Origin of the sequence: Agromyces sp. NPDC056389, from assembly GCF_042262385.1 — a bacterium.
GTDB lineage: Bacteria > Actinomycetota > Actinomycetes > Actinomycetales > Microbacteriaceae > Agromyces.
The window spans coordinates 1,954,987-1,969,307 of sequence record NZ_JBHJPN010000001.1 but is presented as its reverse complement, the minus strand read 5'-3'; the positions used below and the strand labels follow the sequence as shown (position 1 = coordinate 1,969,307).

Genomic DNA, 14,321 nt, shown 5'->3' with positions numbered 1-14,321 from the left:
ATCATTCGGCCCCGCACCGCCTGAGGCGGAGCGACCGAACCTTCACGCGTCCCTCCGCCTCGGCCATGACCATGGCCGCGGTGCCCCTTCGGCGCGCCCGGCTGACGATCCTCGCCAGCGGAGTTCTCATTGCGTACGCACAACCCTTCTTCCCTTCCCTTCTCGTCTTCCGCCTCCCGTTCCGGTCGATCCGCCCGTTCCCACCGGGCACCGGCTCCAGCCTCGGCACTCGCCCGGCCGTCGGCCGTCGGCGGGCGCCACGAACTCGGCCAGAACTTCCTCGTCGACCGCCGCGTCGTCGAGCGGTTCGTCGCGCTGACGGCCGCCACTCGCGGCCCGATCGTCGAACTCGGCGCCGGTAGCGGCGCGATCACCCGCGAGCTCGCGGCGCTCGGCCGGCCGCTCACGGCGCTCGAGATCGACCGCCGCCAGGCCGACTCGCTTCGTCGCGAGTTCGCGCACGATGCCGACGTCACGATCGTCGAGGCCGACGCGCTCGCCTGGCGCTATCCGACGGCGCCGCATGCCGTCGTCGGCAACGTGCCATTCCATCTCACGACGGCGATCATGCGCTCGCTCCTCCCGCGCGGGCACTGGACCGACGCGATCCTGCTCACCCAGTGGGAGGTCGCCCGGCGTCGCTGCGGGGTCGGCGGCTCGAGCCTGCTCACGGCTCAATGGGACCCGTGGTTCTCGTTCCGGCTGCACGATCGCGTGCCGGCACGGGCGTTCAAGCCGGCCCCCTCGGTCGATGGCGGCGTCTTCACGATCGAGCGGCGACGCGAGCCGCTGGTATCGACGGCCGACACCGCGGCGTATCAGGCGTTCGTCGCCGAGGTCTATCGAGGGAAGGGGCGCGGGCTCGCTCAGATCCTCCGACGCACCTCGAGGCCGGTGTCCGCGGAGCGGACCCGCTCACTGCTGGCCTCGGTGGGCGTCACCGCGGACGTGCTGCCGAGTCGGCTCACCGGGCCGCAGTGGGCTGCGCTCTGGGTCGGGGTGCGCGGGGCTGCCGGGGGTCGCGGGTGAGGTGAGTTGATCGCTGATGCGCCGGGACCTGTCGTCCCGCACGCAACCGCCGGACTCATCGATTGCCCGGCAGCACGAGGCTGTCGTAGCTCATCGATCTGATCGGTTGAGCGTCAGCTCGCGACCGCGGTGGGTCCCGTGCGCATCTGCTGTGCGAGGCGGCCGCGGTACGTGAGTGCGGCGGCGATACCGCCGAGCACGGAGTACGCGGCAGCGTTCCAGAGAAGGCCGGGCGCGGCACTCACGAGGATGACGAGGGCGACCTGGGTCGCCATTGCGGTGCCGGCGAACACGAGACCAACGATCAGCACGCGAATCCGTGCGGCGCGTCTGCCCACCAAGAGGGCTGGCCCCGAACTCACCGCTCCGTAGATCGCGGAGAGCGCCGCCCCGACGAGCGTGATCTGCATGGCGAAGAAGAAGTCCTGAATGATCACCATCCAGGCGACGGAGATCGCGGCACCGAGAACCGCGCCCCAGGAGGCGTTCTTCGCGACGAACCAGCCGAGCGAGAGCGGCTCGGCGGTCTCCTTCGGCGGACGCAGCGATTCAGTCACGCGTTCATCGTCCTGTAGCGCCGTCGACTATCGAGGGTCGCGGTTGATTCGGATGCCGAATGAGTGCGGCCCGGCGGCGAACCACACGATCGAGCCGACGAGCGGGAAGCAGATCACCGCGATCACCCACACCCAGCGCTCGAGCTCGTTCAGCTCTGCGCTCCGGAAGGTCAGTGACACGACACAGACGATTGCGGCGAGGTAGGCGATGCCGACCATGAACGCGAGGAGGTTCCAGACGAGCATGCCGTCCATGGTCTCGCTCCGTTCGTCGGTGGCGGTGCTCGTGCCCCGGCCAGTGCCGACAGGCTACCGCCATGCACGCGGCATCCGCTCGCCGTCACGCGAGAATGGGTGCACGGCGGCAGGGGAGGGCGCATGAGGTGGTACCGCTCCGATGCCGCGCGGGACTTCGCCGTCGCCGCGAACGACGGCATCATCGGCACCGCCGGTGTGCTGCTCGGCTTCGCGGGCGCGGGCGCCTCGAGCACGACCCTGCTCGTCGCCTCGCTCTCGGCGCTCGTCGCCGGATCGGTCGCGGGCTTCGGGGCGAAGTACGCCGAGCTCGCCGCCGAGCGTGACGCCGAACGAGCGCTCATCGCCGAGACGGCGCTCGACATCCAGGAGGATGCGAGCGACGACCTCGACGACCTCGCCGCCCATTTCGTCGAGCGCGGCGTCTCGCACGACCTGGCACGGGATGTCGCGCAGCAGATGCACGCCCACGACGCGGTCGGGGCGCAGCTCGAGGCCGAGCACGGCATCGACCGGCCGATGCCGCGCTCGCGCCCGGTGCTCGGGGCGCTGGGGAACGCGGCAGCGCTCGCCACGGGCTCGCTGCTCCCGCTCCTCATGCTGCTCGCGTACCCGGCGGCATGGGAGGAATGGGCGGTCGCGGCCGCGACCCTGATCTCGCTCGCCGTGACGAGCGTGCTCATCGCCCTCTCGGCTCGCACCTCCGTGCCGCGCGCGCTGCGCCGCACGATCGGCATCGGCGTGGCGACGATGGGGCTCAGCTATCTGGTCGGCCTGGTCGTCTTCTGACCGGCGTCGTCGCCGCTGCCGCGCTCCGAACCCTGCGACTCCTGCTCCTGCACGGCCTCGATGATCGAATCCTGCAGGCCCCGCTGCCCGGTGTGCAGCTCCTGGTACTTCTCGCCGGCGCTCATGAGCGGCCCGAGTGCATGCCGCAGACGCGAGCGCGTGCCGCGCGGCGCGCGGAACCAGCGCACGACGATGCCGACGACGATCGCGATCGCGAGCAGTGCGACCGGCACCCAGATGAGGGCGAGCGACCACGACTCGGGAGCCATCTCAGAACCCGTACGGCGTGATCGGGTCGAGGCGCCCGTCGCGCAGGGCCTCGAGCACCGCGAGCTCGTGCGGCACGACGGGCACGGGCAGGGCGTCGAGCGGGAACCAGGCGAGCTCGGCCGCCTTGTCCTCCATCAGCCTCGGCTCGCCGCGCCACTCGGTCGCACTGAAGAACACGTCGATGCGCTCCTCGATCGCCCGGTGCGGTTCGCCGCCCGTGCGGTGCATGACGGTGAGCACCGTGAGCGCCGCCTCGTCGAGACCGACCCCGAGCTCTTCGCGGGTCTCGCGCACGGCGGCGGCGAGCAGGGACTCGCCCTGCTCGACATGGCCTGCCGCGCCGCACGCCCAGTGCTCGTCGAAGTAGCCCGTTCCCCTTCGCAGCTGCAGCAGCACCTCGTCGCCGCGCCGGAGCACGACGTAGGCGGCGGGAATGACCGCGAAGCGCCCGTGCGACGCCGCGTACGCCTCGGTGTACGACTCGGACTCGGTCACGGGGTTGTCGATGCGCTTCGCTACTCGACCGGCGTCAGTAGCCGACGATCGGCCCGAACGCGTCGGCGAGCGGCGCGCGGTTGATGCCGCGCAGCTCGTCGATCGAGACCGTGAAGAGGCCCTGCACCTCGAGCGCACCCGACGTGGCGTCGGTCACGCCGATGCGGCGCACGGGGTAGTCGCGTCCCTCGCAGAGGCCGCGGAACTTCACGTCGTCTTCGCGCGGCACCGTCACGATGACGCGGCCCGTCGACTCGGAGAACAGTGCGGTCGCGAGGTCGATGCCGGCGTCGCCGGCGACCTCGTCGAGCACGACGCGGGCGCCGAGGCCGAAGCGGCCGACCGCCTCGGCGAGGGCGATCGCGAGGCCGCCGTCGGAGAGGTCGTGCGCCGAGTCGATGAGGCCCTCGATCGCCGCGGCGTTCAGCAGCTCGGCGAGGCGCTTCTCGCCGGCGAGGTCGACCGCCGGCGGGCGACCGCCGAGGTGGCCGTGCACGACGCCGGCCCAGGCCGAGCCGTCGAGCTCGAGCGCGGTGTCGCCGAGGAGGTAGATGTTGTGGCCGTCGTCCTGCCAGCCCGAGGGGATGCGGCGGGCGACGTCGTCGATCACGCCGAGCACGGCGATCACGGGCGTCGGGTGGATCGGCACGTCGCCGGTCTGGTTGTAGAACGAGACGTTGCCGCCCGTGACGGGGATGCCGAGCTCGAGGCATCCGTCACTGAGGCCTTCGACCGTCTCGGAGAACTGCCACATGACCTCGGGGTTCTCGGGGGAGCCGAAGTTCAGGCAGTCGGAGACGGCGGCGGGCACCGCGCCGGAGACGGCGACGTTGCGGTACGCCTCGGCAAGGGCGAGCTTCGCACCCTGGCGCGGGTCGAGCTGCGAGTAGCGGCCGTTGGCGTCGGTCGCGACCGAGACGCCGAGACCCGACTCCTCGTCGACGCGCACCATGCCGGCGTCGTCGGGGTAGCTGAGCGCGGTGTTGCCGAGCACGTACTTGTCGTACTGGTTCGTAACCCACGCGGCATCCGCCTGGTTCGCCGAGCCGACGAGCTGCAAGAACTGCGCGCGGATCTCGTCGGGCGTCGCCGGACGGTCGAGCTTCGCGGCCGTGTCGGCCTGCAGCGCGTCGATCCAGGTGGGGTAGGCAACCGGGCGCTCGTAGACCGGGCCGTCGACGGCGACGGTGCGCGGGTCGACGTTCACGATCTCCTGGCCGTGCCACATGATCGAGAGGCGGCCGGTGTCGGTGACCTCGCCGAGCACGCTCGTCTCGACGTCCCACTTCTTGACGACCTCGAGGAAGCCGTCGAGCTTCTCGGGCCGCACGATCGCCATCATGCGCTCCTGGCTCTCGCTCATCAGGATCTCTTCGGGCGTGAGCGTGGGGTCGCGCAGCAGCACGTCGTCGAGCACGATGGACATGCCGCCGTCGCCGTTCGAGGCGAGCTCGGAGGTCGCGCACGAGATGCCGGCTGCACCGAGGTCTTGGATGCCCTCGACGAGGTCGCCGGCGAAGAGCTCGAGGCAGCACTCGATGAGCACCTTCTCGGCGAAGGGGTCGCCGACCTGCACCGCGGGGCGCTTGGTCGGGCCGCCCTCGGCGAAGGTGTCGGAGGCGAGGATCGACGCGCCGCCGATGCCGTCGCCGCCGGTGCGCGCGCCGAAGAGCACGACCTTGTTGCCGGCGCCCTTGGCGTTGGCGAGGTGCAGGTCTTCGTGGCGCATGACGCCGACCGCGAGGGCGTTGACGAGCGGGTTCGCCTGGTACACCGGGTCGAACCAGGTCTCGCCGCCGATGTTCGGCAGGCCGAGGCAGTTGCCGTAGAAGCTGATGCCCGAGACGACGCCGTGCACGACGCGGGCGGTGTCGGGGTGGTCGATGGCGCCGAAGCGCAGCGCGTCCATGACGGCGACGGGGCGCGCGCCCATCGAGATGATGTCGCGCACGATGCCGCCGACGCCGGTCGCGGCGCCCTGGAACGGCTCGATGTAGCTCGGGTGGTTGTGGCTCTCGATCTTGAACGTGACCGCCCAGCCCTCGCCGACGTCGATGACGCCCGCGTTCTCGCCCATGCCCACCATGAGGTTCTTCTTCATCTCGGGCGTGACCTTCTTGCCGAACTGGCGAAGGTAGATCTTCGACGACTTGTACGAGCAGTGCTCGCTCCACATGACCGAGTACATCGCGAGCTCGGCGCTCGTGGGGCGACGGCCCAGGATGTTGCGGATGCGCTCGTACTCGTCGGGCTTCAGGCCCAGGGCGGCGTACGGCTGCTCCTTCTCGGGAGTGGTCGCCGCGACCTCGACGGTGTCGAGCACCGCGGTCGTCGGTGCAGCGATGTTGGCGGGGGTGTTGATGGTCACGAGTGGCGAGCTCCAGAGAACGGCGGCGGGCGGATGCCGCGGGGCGGATGCCTGACCCCAGCAGTCTACCGGCCGTTGCAGACTCCCTTTCCGCGGTCATCCGCGGCCTGTTCGCCCGCTGCTCGTGCCGACCCGACCGGCACGAGCAGCGGCCCCGCTCGTTCACCTCACGCGACCGCGGTCGCCTCGAGCTCGACCATCTGACCGGGGATCGCGAGCCGGGTCACCCCGAGCATCGTGGTGGCGGGCGCGACGCCCGCGCCGCCCAGCCGCGATGCCAGCACGCCGTAGTGCGGGAACAGCAGGTCCACGTCGGTCGTGTACACGTTGAGCCGCACGACGTCGCCGAGTGACATGTCCGCCGCGGCGAGCACGGCCTCGAGGTTGTCGAGGCTGAGCGCCAGCTGCGCCGCCATGTCCCCGTCGTGCTGGGGCCTTCCATCGCTGCCCATTGCCGTCTGCCCCGAGCAGTACAGGGTGCGGGCATGCCCTGAGACGAGCTCGCCCTGGTTGAATCCCATCTCCACCGACCACGTCACCGGGTTGATCGCCGTTCGTTCGAGTGCCACTTCTGCTCCATTCGATTCGCGGGACTGCGTACATCTCGAGCCTTCCAACGAATCAAGACATCCTCTGTCATGTATTCGGATAGCGTTCTCGTATGCGTGCCGATCGCTTGGTCTCGCTGGTGCTGCTGCTCCGCCAGCGGGGTCGGCTGACCGCCGACGCGCTCGCCCACGAGCTGGAGGTCTCCACCCGCACCGTGCTGCGCGACATCGAGGCGTTGTCGACGGCCGGCGTTCCGGTCTACGCCGAACGCGGCCGGCACGGCGGGTTCGAGTTGCTGCCCGGCTTCCGCACCGAGCTCACCGGACTGAACCCCGACGAGGCGCTCGCCGTGCTGACCGCCGGATCCGGCCGTGGCGAACAGGCGTTCGGACTCGGCTCGGCGCTCGCCTCGGCGATGCGCAAGGTCGTCGACGCGATGCCCGAGACCGATCGGCTCACCGCGAACGACGCCGCCCGGCGCATCCTCGTGGAGCCCGAGACGGATCTGCTCTCGCGCCGGCGCTCGACCGAGGAGGTGGCGCGCACGACGATGAGCGAGGTCCGCCGTGCGGTGCTCACCGGAGTCAAGCTGCGCATCCTCTACACGGCAGTGGGTCGGGAGCCGACGTGGCGCACGGTGGATCCGATCGGCCTGGTCACCGTGCGCGACCGGGGCTACTTGCTCGCAACGACCGACGGCGAGGACCGCACCTACCGTCTGTCGCGGATCTCGGACGCCGAAGCGCTCGCGGAGGCGGCCGAGCGGCCGAGCCAGGTCGACCTGGACCGGATCTGGCGAGAGCGCAGCGCGCGATTCCTGGCCGACGGCCACATCGCCGTGTTGGCGCGGGTGGCCCCCGAACGGCGCGAGGAGCTGTTGGATGCCGCGGTGGCGGTCCGAGCCGAGGAGCCCGATGCCGATGCCGACGGCTGGTCGCGTGTCGAGGCCACCTTCCAGGATCTCCGGCATGCCGAGTGGGCGCTGTGGCAACTCGGCACGGACGCGGAAGCCCTGGGCCCGCCGTCGCTGCGCACCGCGCTCGGCGAGCGGGCGGCCGCACTCGTCGCACGGTACGTCGGTGCATCCCCCAGCGCGCTCACGCGTCCGATCCGGTAGAATGCCGAGTGGTCGTCGCGTTCTCGACGACCCTGGGCGCGCACATCAGCGCGCAGTCGACCCGCCGTAGCGCTCGCGGAGCCCCGCCCCGCGCCCGCGGGGAACGCCCTTCGTTCAGGTATCCCATGACGCCGTCAACTCCCGTCGATTCCACTTCCTCCACTCCCGCCGTCGCGCCGCCGTTCCCGTGGCTGGGCCTCATCGTGCTCGCCTCGGCCGTCTTCCTCTCCGTCACGATCGAGATGCTCCCGACGGGCCTGCTGCCCGACATGAGCCGTGAGCTCGGTGTCGGCGAACCCCTGGTGGGACTTCTCGTCACCGTGTTCGCCGCGACCGTGGTCGTGCTGACGGTGCCGCTCGCGGCTCTCACCCGCAAGGTCGGCCGTCGCCGCCTCATCGTGATCGCGCTCGTCGTGCTGGCGATCAGCTGCGTGCTCACCGCCGTGGCGCCGAACTACCCGACCGTGGTCGCGACTCGCGTGCTCGGCGGAGCCGCGCACGGCGTGTTCTGGTCGGTCGTCGGCGCCTACGCCGGGCACCTCGTGCCGAAGGAGCAGCTCGCCCGGGCCGTCTCGATCTCGGTCGCCGGCGGCTCGGCCGCGTTCGTGCTCGGCGTGCCGCTCAGCACGGCGCTCGGGCAGGCGCTCGGCTGGCGCTCCGCGTTCGCCGCGATGGGCGCGCTCACGCTCGTGGGTGCGGTGCTCGTCTGGCGGTTCCTCCCCTCGGTGCGGCATCACGCGGGCGAAGCGGATGCCGCGCCCGTGCGCGTGCGCAAGGACCCGACCTTCGTGCCCGTCATCGTGGTGTGCCTCATCACCGCGACCGCGATGATCGGCATGTACAGCTTCTACACCTACGTCGCCCCGTACCTGACCGACGTCATGGGCCTGCCGGCGAGTGCGATCAGCCCGATGCTGCTCGCCTACGGCATCGCCGGCGCGGTCGGCCTGGTGCTCGCGGGTGCCGTGCTCGGGCGACGCCCGACGGTCGGACTCGTGGTCGCGATGGTCGGCACCGCCCTCGGCGCGGTCGGCCTCGCGGTGTTCCCCCAGGTGCCGGTGGCGGGCATCGCGAGCTTCCTGCTGTTCGGCACCGCGTTCGGCGCGCTGCCGACGATGCTCAACACGAGGCTGCTGCACTCGGCCTCGGCGAGGATCCGCGACGCCGCGGCGTCGTTCTACACGACCGCGTTCAACACGGGCATCGGCGGCGGCGCGCTGCTCGGTGCGGCGCTCTACGGCGTGATCGGCCTCGCGGCGCTGCCGTGGGTGCTCGTCGCGCTCTTCGCCTGCGCGACGATCGCGCTCGTGTGGACGGCGCTCGTCAACCGCGTGCACCACTGAACGAGCGGCTACTCCGCCCGTGAGAACGCGGCGGCGCGCTCGATCTGGTCGCGCGTGAGCGCCACCCCGGTGTAGCGCTCGAACTGCGCGGCGGCCTGCATCGCGTGCACCTCGGCGCCGCTGATGACGAGCTTGCCCGCGGCCCTGCCCGCCGACACGAGCGGCGTCTCGGCGGGGAAGGCGACGACGTCGAAGACGACGGATGCCGCGGCGACGTGCGCCTCGGAGAATGAGAGCGCCGAGGCATCCGCCCCCTGCATGCCGAGCGGGGTGACGTTCACGATGACGTCGGCGCCGGGCTCGGGGTCGGTGCCCGTCCACGCGTAGCCGTACTGCTCGGCGAGCGCCGGCCCGAGGGAGGCGTTGCGCGCGAGCACCGTGACGTCGGAGAACGCCGCGCCGCGGAACGCTGCGACCACGGCCTTCGCCATGCCGCCCGAACCGCGCACGAGCACCGACTGCGCGGGGTCGAGGCCGTTCTCGGCGATGAGCTGCGCGATCGCCTCGTAGTCGGTGTTCGACGCGGTGAGCACGCCGTCGTCGTTCACGATCGTGTTGACCGATTCGATCGCCGCGGCCGAGGGCTCGACGACGTCGACGAGGGGGATGACCGCCTCTTTGAACGGCATCGAGACGGAGCATCCGCGGAAGCCGAGCGCCCGGACGCCGCGCACGGCGCCCTCGATGTCGTCGGTCGTGAACGCCTTGTAGACGAAGTTCAGGCCGAGCTCGTCGTAGAGGAAGTTGTGGAACCGGGTGCCGAGGTTCGACGGTCGACCCGCGAGCGAGATGCAGACCGACATGTCCTTGTTGAGGATGGGCATGTCACCATTCTGCGCTCCCGCGAGGGGATCAGGCTTCGCGGCCTCCGGGCGGGCCGATCACGAGGAGGCCGGCGAAGACGACCACGATGCCGACGACCGCGAGCGAGATGAGCAGCACGGGGCGGGCGAGGAACCAGCGGAGCAGTCCATTGACCCAGTTCGAGTCGGCCGGGTGATCGGTCTTCTCGCGGCGCCAGTCGCCCTCGAGGTGCCCCTTGCGCACGAGCCACAGGTCGAACGGGATGGTCGCGTAAGGCACGATCGCGGTGAGCACGGCGAAGGCGATGCGGCCGATGTTCCAGCGCTGGTTCACGCCGACGATGACGGCGGTGAGCGCGTAGGAGAGGAACACGAAACCGTGGATCGACCCGCCGACCAGCACCGCCCACTCGACGCCCGCGGCGTACTTCAGGATCATCGCGACGATGAGGATCGTCCACGTGACGGCCTCGGCGAAGGCGAGGGCGCGGTAGAGGCGTTTCGGTGACACGGGGATCTCCAGAGTTCGGGGGATGATGCCATCCTCCCAGTCGCCGCTGGGCGGGCGCATCGAACGAACGATTGATTCGACGGGTCGGGCGCAGGGCGGGCGGGGCCGTCGTTCAGCGCGCCGCGATAGCCTTGGCCGGTGACCGAGCAGTCTGCACGCGAGCTCGTCTCGAGCCTCATCGCGTCGATCCCCGATTTCCCCGAACCCGGCGTGACGTTCCGCGACCTGACACCCGTGTTCGCGAGCGGCCCGGCGCTGCACGCGCTCGGCGCCTCGCTGACCGAGCCCTTCGCCGGTCGATTCGACGACATCGGCGGGGTCGAGGCGCGCGGCTTCCTCATCGCGGGCGCGGCCTCGGCGATCTGCGGAGCCGGCGTGCTCACCATCCGCAAGGCGGGCAAGCTGCCGCGAGCGGTGCTCCGTGAGGACTACGCCCTCGAGTACGGCACCGCCGCACTCGAGGTGCACGAGGGCGAACTGCCGCCGGGATCTCGCGTGCTCATCGTCGACGACGTGCTCGCGACGGGCGGCACCGTCGCCGCGGCCGCGCGACTCGTCGAGCGGGCCGGCTGGGAGGTCGCGGGCATCTCGGTCGCGCTCGAGCTCGAGGGCCTCGGCGGCCGCGAGGCGCTCGGCGACCGCTACGAGATCTTCTCGCTGCTGCAGTACTGAGCCGGCTCGTCGAGTCGAGCGGATGCCGCGGCATCCGTGCCGGCGGAACCGCCGTGTTCATCGCGGACATTCCTTGGTAGCGTGTGCCACCGAACGAGGAGGTCCGATGCGGGACAGCATGCCGAAGCGAACGTTGTGGTGGGGCATCGGGCTGTCGGTCGGGGGTGCGCTGACGATCCTGCTCGCGCCGCCCGTGATGTACTCGATCGTGTCGGCCGAGGGCGAGGCCGGGCAGACGTTCTACTCGATCGTGCAACTGGTGTTGAACATCATCCGGCAGCTCGTGCTCCCGCTCGGCACCGCGCTGATCGCGGCATCCCTCGTGATGTTCTACATCCGCGGTCGTTCGGAGCCGGTCGACGCCGACCGCCCCAAGCGGTGGGTGCTGCCCGAGCCGACGGAGCGCGGCACCGAGCGCTGAGCGCCCGCGGCGGTGCTCCGAAATTCAGGAGAACTCGCTCGATGGCCCGCCAGGAGGAGCCGCGATCGCGCATCTCCTGAATTTCAGCCCGGCGGTCAGCCGCCCGGCGGTCAGCCGCCCGTCTGCCGCCGCACGATCTCGTTGATCCAGATCGGCGCGAACGGCGAGGTGCAGTTCGGCGGGGTGGGGTAGTCCTTCAGCACCTCGAGCCGCTCGCCGATCGCGAGCGCGCGGGCGCGGTACTCGGGGTGGTGGATGCCGATGTTCGCGAGCGTCTCGTTCATGGCCCACTGCAGGCGGTCGGGGGCCTGCTTCATGTGCGCCTCGATGAGGTCGAGGAGCGCGGGCAGGTCGAGCCCATCGGGCGACTTCGCGACCCGGGCGGTGGTCAGCGCCCATCCGGCGCTCGCGACGACCGGGTCGGCGTCGTCGAACCAGGCGACGCGCAGCTCCTCGACGTGCGGGTTCTTCTTGACGATGTAGTTGACGAGCCAGTCGTGCACCTTCGGCACGCGGGCCTCGCGGAGCATGGCGTCGAGCTCGGCCGCGCTGTACTGCTTCGGGCGGCTGATCAGGAGCGCCACGAGGCGGGCAGGGGTGTCGCCCGTCGCCCAGAGCTCACGGGCGAGCTCGGGCTGCGTGCCGACCCGCTTCGCGACGGCGCGCAACTTCGTGAGGTTCACGCCGTGGTCGTCGCCGTGGCGTTCGTTCACCGCCCGCATCTTCGGGTCCTCGAGCGCCGCGAGGTCGGCCATCACCTGACCGACGGTGGCCTGCGGTGCTGCCGTCATCGTCGCCATGACGACCTCCTCTGCTCCTTCGCCCCGTGTTCGTTCCAGCCTACGTCGACCCGCCGCGGGGCGACGGGATCATGCGTCGTCGCGACTCTCGTCGAGTCCGAGCAGGTACGCGGCGTTGCCCCGCAGCGCCGCCTCGTAGCGCAGCATGTCGGGCGTGCGCACCGCGTCGGCCGCGAAGGCGAGCAGCTCGCCGACCGCGGCGTCGCTGCGACCGGCGGCGTGCAGTCCGAGCGCGTGGAACAGGCGCACGGACTCGGAATCGGGGTACTCGGCGCGCGCCCGGTCGAGGGCGGCGAGCGACTCGCCCTGCCGCCCGAGGATGCGCAGCGTGCTGCCGTACTGCAGGAGGCACCGGCGCAGCGGGTCGCCCGCGAGACCGGCCGCCAGTGCCCGCTCGTAGTAGCCGACCGCCGTCTCCTCGTCGCCGGCGGTGTCGTACGAGCCGCCGACCTCGTAGAGCACGTACGGGTCGTCGGGATGCACGGCGAGCACCGCCAGGAACTCATCGATCGTCGGCTGCATGTTCGCGCGGTCGCGGCGATCGAAGATCTCGCGCAGCGTCGCTTCGAGCTCGGGGGAGAGGGTGGCGGTCATCGTTCCATCATCGCGGTCGGCGCCGTCCTCGTGCGCGTCGGGCGAGCGCGCGGGCGAGCGGATGCCGCGCGCTCACCGCAGCGCGAGGCATCCGCTCGCTCGCGGCTCAGGCGGTGGCCGCCTGCTCGCGCGCCCGCAGGTCCTTGCGCAGGATCTTGCCGGCGCTCGACTTCGGGATCACCTCGATGAACTCGACGACGCGCACCTTCTCGTGCGGTGCGACGTGCGCGGTGACATGCGCGATGACCGCGTCGCCGTCGAGTTCGGTGCCGGGCTGCAGCACGACGAACGCCTTCGGCACCTCCTGGCCGTCGTCGTCGAGCACGCCGATCACGGCGGCGTCGGCGATCGACGGGTGCCCGAGCAGCACGGCCTCGAGCACGGCCGGCGCCACCTGGTAGCCCTTGTACTTGATGAGCTCCTTGAGGCGGTCGACGATGCGGTAGACGCCGTCGGCGGTCACCGTGGCGATGTCGCCCGTGTGCAGCCAGCCCTCGGAGTCGAGCATCGCGGCGGTCGCCTCCGCGTTGCCGAGGTAGCCCTGCATCACCTGGGGGCCGCGGATCAGCAGCTCGCCGGGCTCGCTCGCGCCGTCGTCGGCGGGCACTTCGACGTCGACGCCCGTCTCGACGTCGACGAGGCGAGCCTCGGTGTTCGGCACCAGGAACCCGATGGTCGAGCGGTCGAGATCGTCGCGGTCGGTGGGGATCACGTGCGTGACCGGGCTCGTCTCGGTCATGCCGTAGCCCTGCGCGACGGTGCAGCCGATGCGGGTGGCGACGAGTTCGGCGAGCGCGCCGTCGAGCGGAGCCGCGCCCGAGAAGACGACCCGCACGCTCGAGAGGTCGTACTGGTCGACGAGCGGATGCTTCGCGAGCGCCACCGCGATCGGCGGCGCGATGAACACCCAGGTCGCCCGGTGCTCGCTGATGATGCGGAGGAACTCGACGAGGTCGAACCTCGGCATCGTCACGAGTGCGGCCCGGAGCTTGAGGGCGTAGTTCAAGAGCGCCGTCATGCCGTAGATGTGGAAGAACGGCAGCACCGCGAGCACGCGGTCGTCGGGCACGAGGCCGATGGAGCCGCGCGCCTGCTCGATGTTCGCGACGAGGTTCGCGTGTGTGAGCATGACGCCCTTCGGGCGCCCGGTGGTACCAGAGGAGTACGGGAGCACGGCGAGGTGCGTCGCCGGGTCGAACGAGACCTCGGGGGCCGGGTGCCCTTCGCCGAGGAGGTCGCGCAGCGAGGGGTGGCCCTCGGCGCCGTCGAGCACCACGAGGTGGTCGTCGGCGATGCCAAGGCGTGCCGCCGCGGCCTTCGCGCCCGGGAGAAGCGGCGACACGGTGAAGAACCAGGTGGCACCGGCATCCGTCAGCTGGTTGGCGATCTCGTCGGGCGTGTAGAGCGAGTTGATCGTGGTCGCCGTGGCGCCCGAGCGCAGGATGCCGTGGAAGACGGTGGCGAACGCGGGCACGTTGGGGCAGAGCAGGGCGACCACGTCGCCGACCCCGACTCCGCGGGCCGCGAGCGCACCCGCGAGGAGGCCGATCTGGCCGACGAGCTGGCGGTAGCTCGTCTCGGCGCCCGTCGCGCCGTCGATGAGGGCCACCCGGTCGAGCTCTTCGTCGGTGAGGCCGCCGAACAGGTAGTCGTAGATCGACTGGTCGGGAAGGGTGAGGTCGGGGTAGGTGCTCCTGGCCATGCGGCGATCTCCTTCGATCTGCGGGTGCAAGCCATCATGCGGCATT

The 14,321-nt window shown here is 70.9% G+C and carries 17 protein-coding genes; 6 read left to right on the top strand and 11 right to left on the bottom strand.

Going from position 1 to position 14,321, the window contains the following annotated elements; translation table 11 throughout:
• The first annotated feature begins 129 nt into the window (after positions 1-129).
• Positions 130-1,029 (top strand): 23S ribosomal RNA methyltransferase Erm, encoded by a 900-nt coding sequence (gene erm, locus ACFCVM_RS09155; RefSeq protein WP_375835813.1) that lies wholly within the window; start codon positions 130-132, stop codon positions 1,027-1,029.
• A 113-nt stretch (positions 1,030-1,142) separates the two neighbouring features.
• Here the strand turns inward: erm and ACFCVM_RS09150 are convergent, their stop codons facing one another.
• Positions 1,143-1,586: a hypothetical protein gene (locus ACFCVM_RS09150; protein ID WP_375835812.1), complete on the bottom strand. Its 444-nt coding sequence runs from the start codon at positions 1,584-1,586 to the stop codon at positions 1,143-1,145.
• 27 nt (positions 1,587-1,613) lie between these two features.
• Positions 1,614-1,841, bottom strand: a complete 228-nt coding sequence (locus ACFCVM_RS09145) for a PLDc N-terminal domain-containing protein (RefSeq protein ID WP_375835811.1) — start codon at positions 1,839-1,841, stop codon at positions 1,614-1,616.
• A gap of 123 nt (positions 1,842-1,964) precedes the next feature.
• On the opposite strand from ACFCVM_RS09145, the gene ACFCVM_RS09140 reads away from it, so the two are divergent.
• Positions 1,965-2,630: a VIT1/CCC1 transporter family protein gene (locus ACFCVM_RS09140; protein WP_375835810.1), complete on the top strand. Its 666-nt coding sequence runs from the start codon at positions 1,965-1,967 to the stop codon at positions 2,628-2,630.
• Here the strand turns inward: ACFCVM_RS09140 and ACFCVM_RS09135 are convergent.
• The 4 genes from ACFCVM_RS09135 to ACFCVM_RS09120 all read right to left on the bottom strand — a co-directional run bounded on the left by ACFCVM_RS09135 (position 2,603) and on the right by ACFCVM_RS09120 (position 6,284).
• The gene (locus tag ACFCVM_RS09135; protein WP_375835809.1) at positions 2,603-2,899 is read right to left on the bottom strand and encodes a hypothetical protein; all 297 of its coding nucleotides are present in this window, start codon (positions 2,897-2,899) and stop codon (positions 2,603-2,605) included. The two genes, ACFCVM_RS09140 and ACFCVM_RS09135, sit on opposite strands and share 28 nt — an antisense overlap.
• Position 2,900: 1 nt before the next feature.
• The gene (locus ACFCVM_RS09130) at positions 2,901-3,395 is read right to left on the bottom strand and encodes an NUDIX domain-containing protein (protein ID WP_375835808.1); all 495 of its coding nucleotides are present in this window, start codon (positions 3,393-3,395) and stop codon (positions 2,901-2,903) included.
• Between the two features lie 34 nt (positions 3,396-3,429).
• The gene (purL, locus tag ACFCVM_RS09125; protein WP_375835806.1) at positions 3,430-5,763 is read right to left on the bottom strand and encodes a phosphoribosylformylglycinamidine synthase subunit PurL; all 2,334 of its coding nucleotides are present in this window, start codon (positions 5,761-5,763) and stop codon (positions 3,430-3,432) included.
• A 167-nt stretch (positions 5,764-5,930) separates the two neighbouring features.
• A complete protein-coding gene (locus ACFCVM_RS09120; RefSeq protein ID WP_375836689.1) occupies positions 5,931-6,284 on the bottom strand; it encodes a RidA family protein in 354 nt (117 codons plus the stop codon).
• A gap of 140 nt (positions 6,285-6,424) precedes the next feature.
• Between ACFCVM_RS09120 and ACFCVM_RS09115 the strand changes: the two genes are divergently transcribed.
• Both ACFCVM_RS09115 and ACFCVM_RS09110 read left to right on the top strand, forming a co-directional pair.
• Positions 6,425-7,429, top strand: a complete 1,005-nt coding sequence (locus tag ACFCVM_RS09115) for a helix-turn-helix transcriptional regulator (protein WP_375835805.1) — start codon at positions 6,425-6,427, stop codon at positions 7,427-7,429.
• Positions 7,430-7,554: 125 nt separating this feature from the next.
• Entirely contained in the window at positions 7,555-8,772 is a 1,218-nt protein-coding gene (locus ACFCVM_RS09110) for an MFS transporter (protein WP_375835804.1), read from the top strand.
• A gap of 8 nt (positions 8,773-8,780) precedes the next feature.
• Here the strand turns inward: ACFCVM_RS09110 and ACFCVM_RS09105 are convergent, their stop codons facing one another.
• Complete coding sequence (locus ACFCVM_RS09105) at positions 8,781-9,596, bottom strand: shikimate 5-dehydrogenase (protein ID WP_375835803.1); 816 nt, start codon at positions 9,594-9,596, stop codon at positions 8,781-8,783.
• A gap of 28 nt (positions 9,597-9,624) precedes the next feature.
• On the bottom strand, positions 9,625-10,086 hold the full coding sequence (locus ACFCVM_RS09100) for a DUF3817 domain-containing protein (RefSeq protein ID WP_056654278.1): 462 nt from the start codon (positions 10,084-10,086) through the stop codon (positions 9,625-9,627).
• A gap of 138 nt (positions 10,087-10,224) precedes the next feature.
• Between ACFCVM_RS09100 and ACFCVM_RS09095 the strand changes: the two genes are divergently transcribed.
• Together ACFCVM_RS09095 and ACFCVM_RS09090 are read left to right on the top strand one after the other, a co-directional pair.
• Positions 10,225-10,758, top strand: coding sequence for an adenine phosphoribosyltransferase (locus tag ACFCVM_RS09095; protein ID WP_375835802.1), 534 nt, complete (start codon positions 10,225-10,227; stop codon positions 10,756-10,758).
• 118 nt (positions 10,759-10,876) lie between these two features.
• Positions 10,877-11,179 (top strand): hypothetical protein, encoded by a 303-nt coding sequence (locus ACFCVM_RS09090; protein WP_375835801.1) that lies wholly within the window; start codon positions 10,877-10,879, stop codon positions 11,177-11,179.
• A gap of 110 nt (positions 11,180-11,289) precedes the next feature.
• Here ACFCVM_RS09090 and ACFCVM_RS09085 read toward each other — a convergent pair whose 3' ends face one another.
• The 3 genes from ACFCVM_RS09085 to ACFCVM_RS09075 form a co-directional block, all read right to left on the bottom strand.
• The gene (locus ACFCVM_RS09085; protein ID WP_375835799.1) at positions 11,290-11,979 is read right to left on the bottom strand and encodes a DNA alkylation repair protein; all 690 of its coding nucleotides are present in this window, start codon (positions 11,977-11,979) and stop codon (positions 11,290-11,292) included.
• A 69-nt stretch (positions 11,980-12,048) separates the two neighbouring features.
• Entirely contained in the window at positions 12,049-12,573 is a 525-nt protein-coding gene (locus ACFCVM_RS09080; protein ID WP_375835798.1) for a tetratricopeptide repeat protein, read from the bottom strand.
• 106 nt (positions 12,574-12,679) lie between these two features.
• On the bottom strand, positions 12,680-14,275 hold the full coding sequence (locus tag ACFCVM_RS09075; RefSeq protein WP_375835797.1) for an AMP-binding protein: 1,596 nt from the start codon (positions 14,273-14,275) through the stop codon (positions 12,680-12,682).
• Between the last annotated feature and the right edge of the window lie 46 nt (positions 14,276-14,321).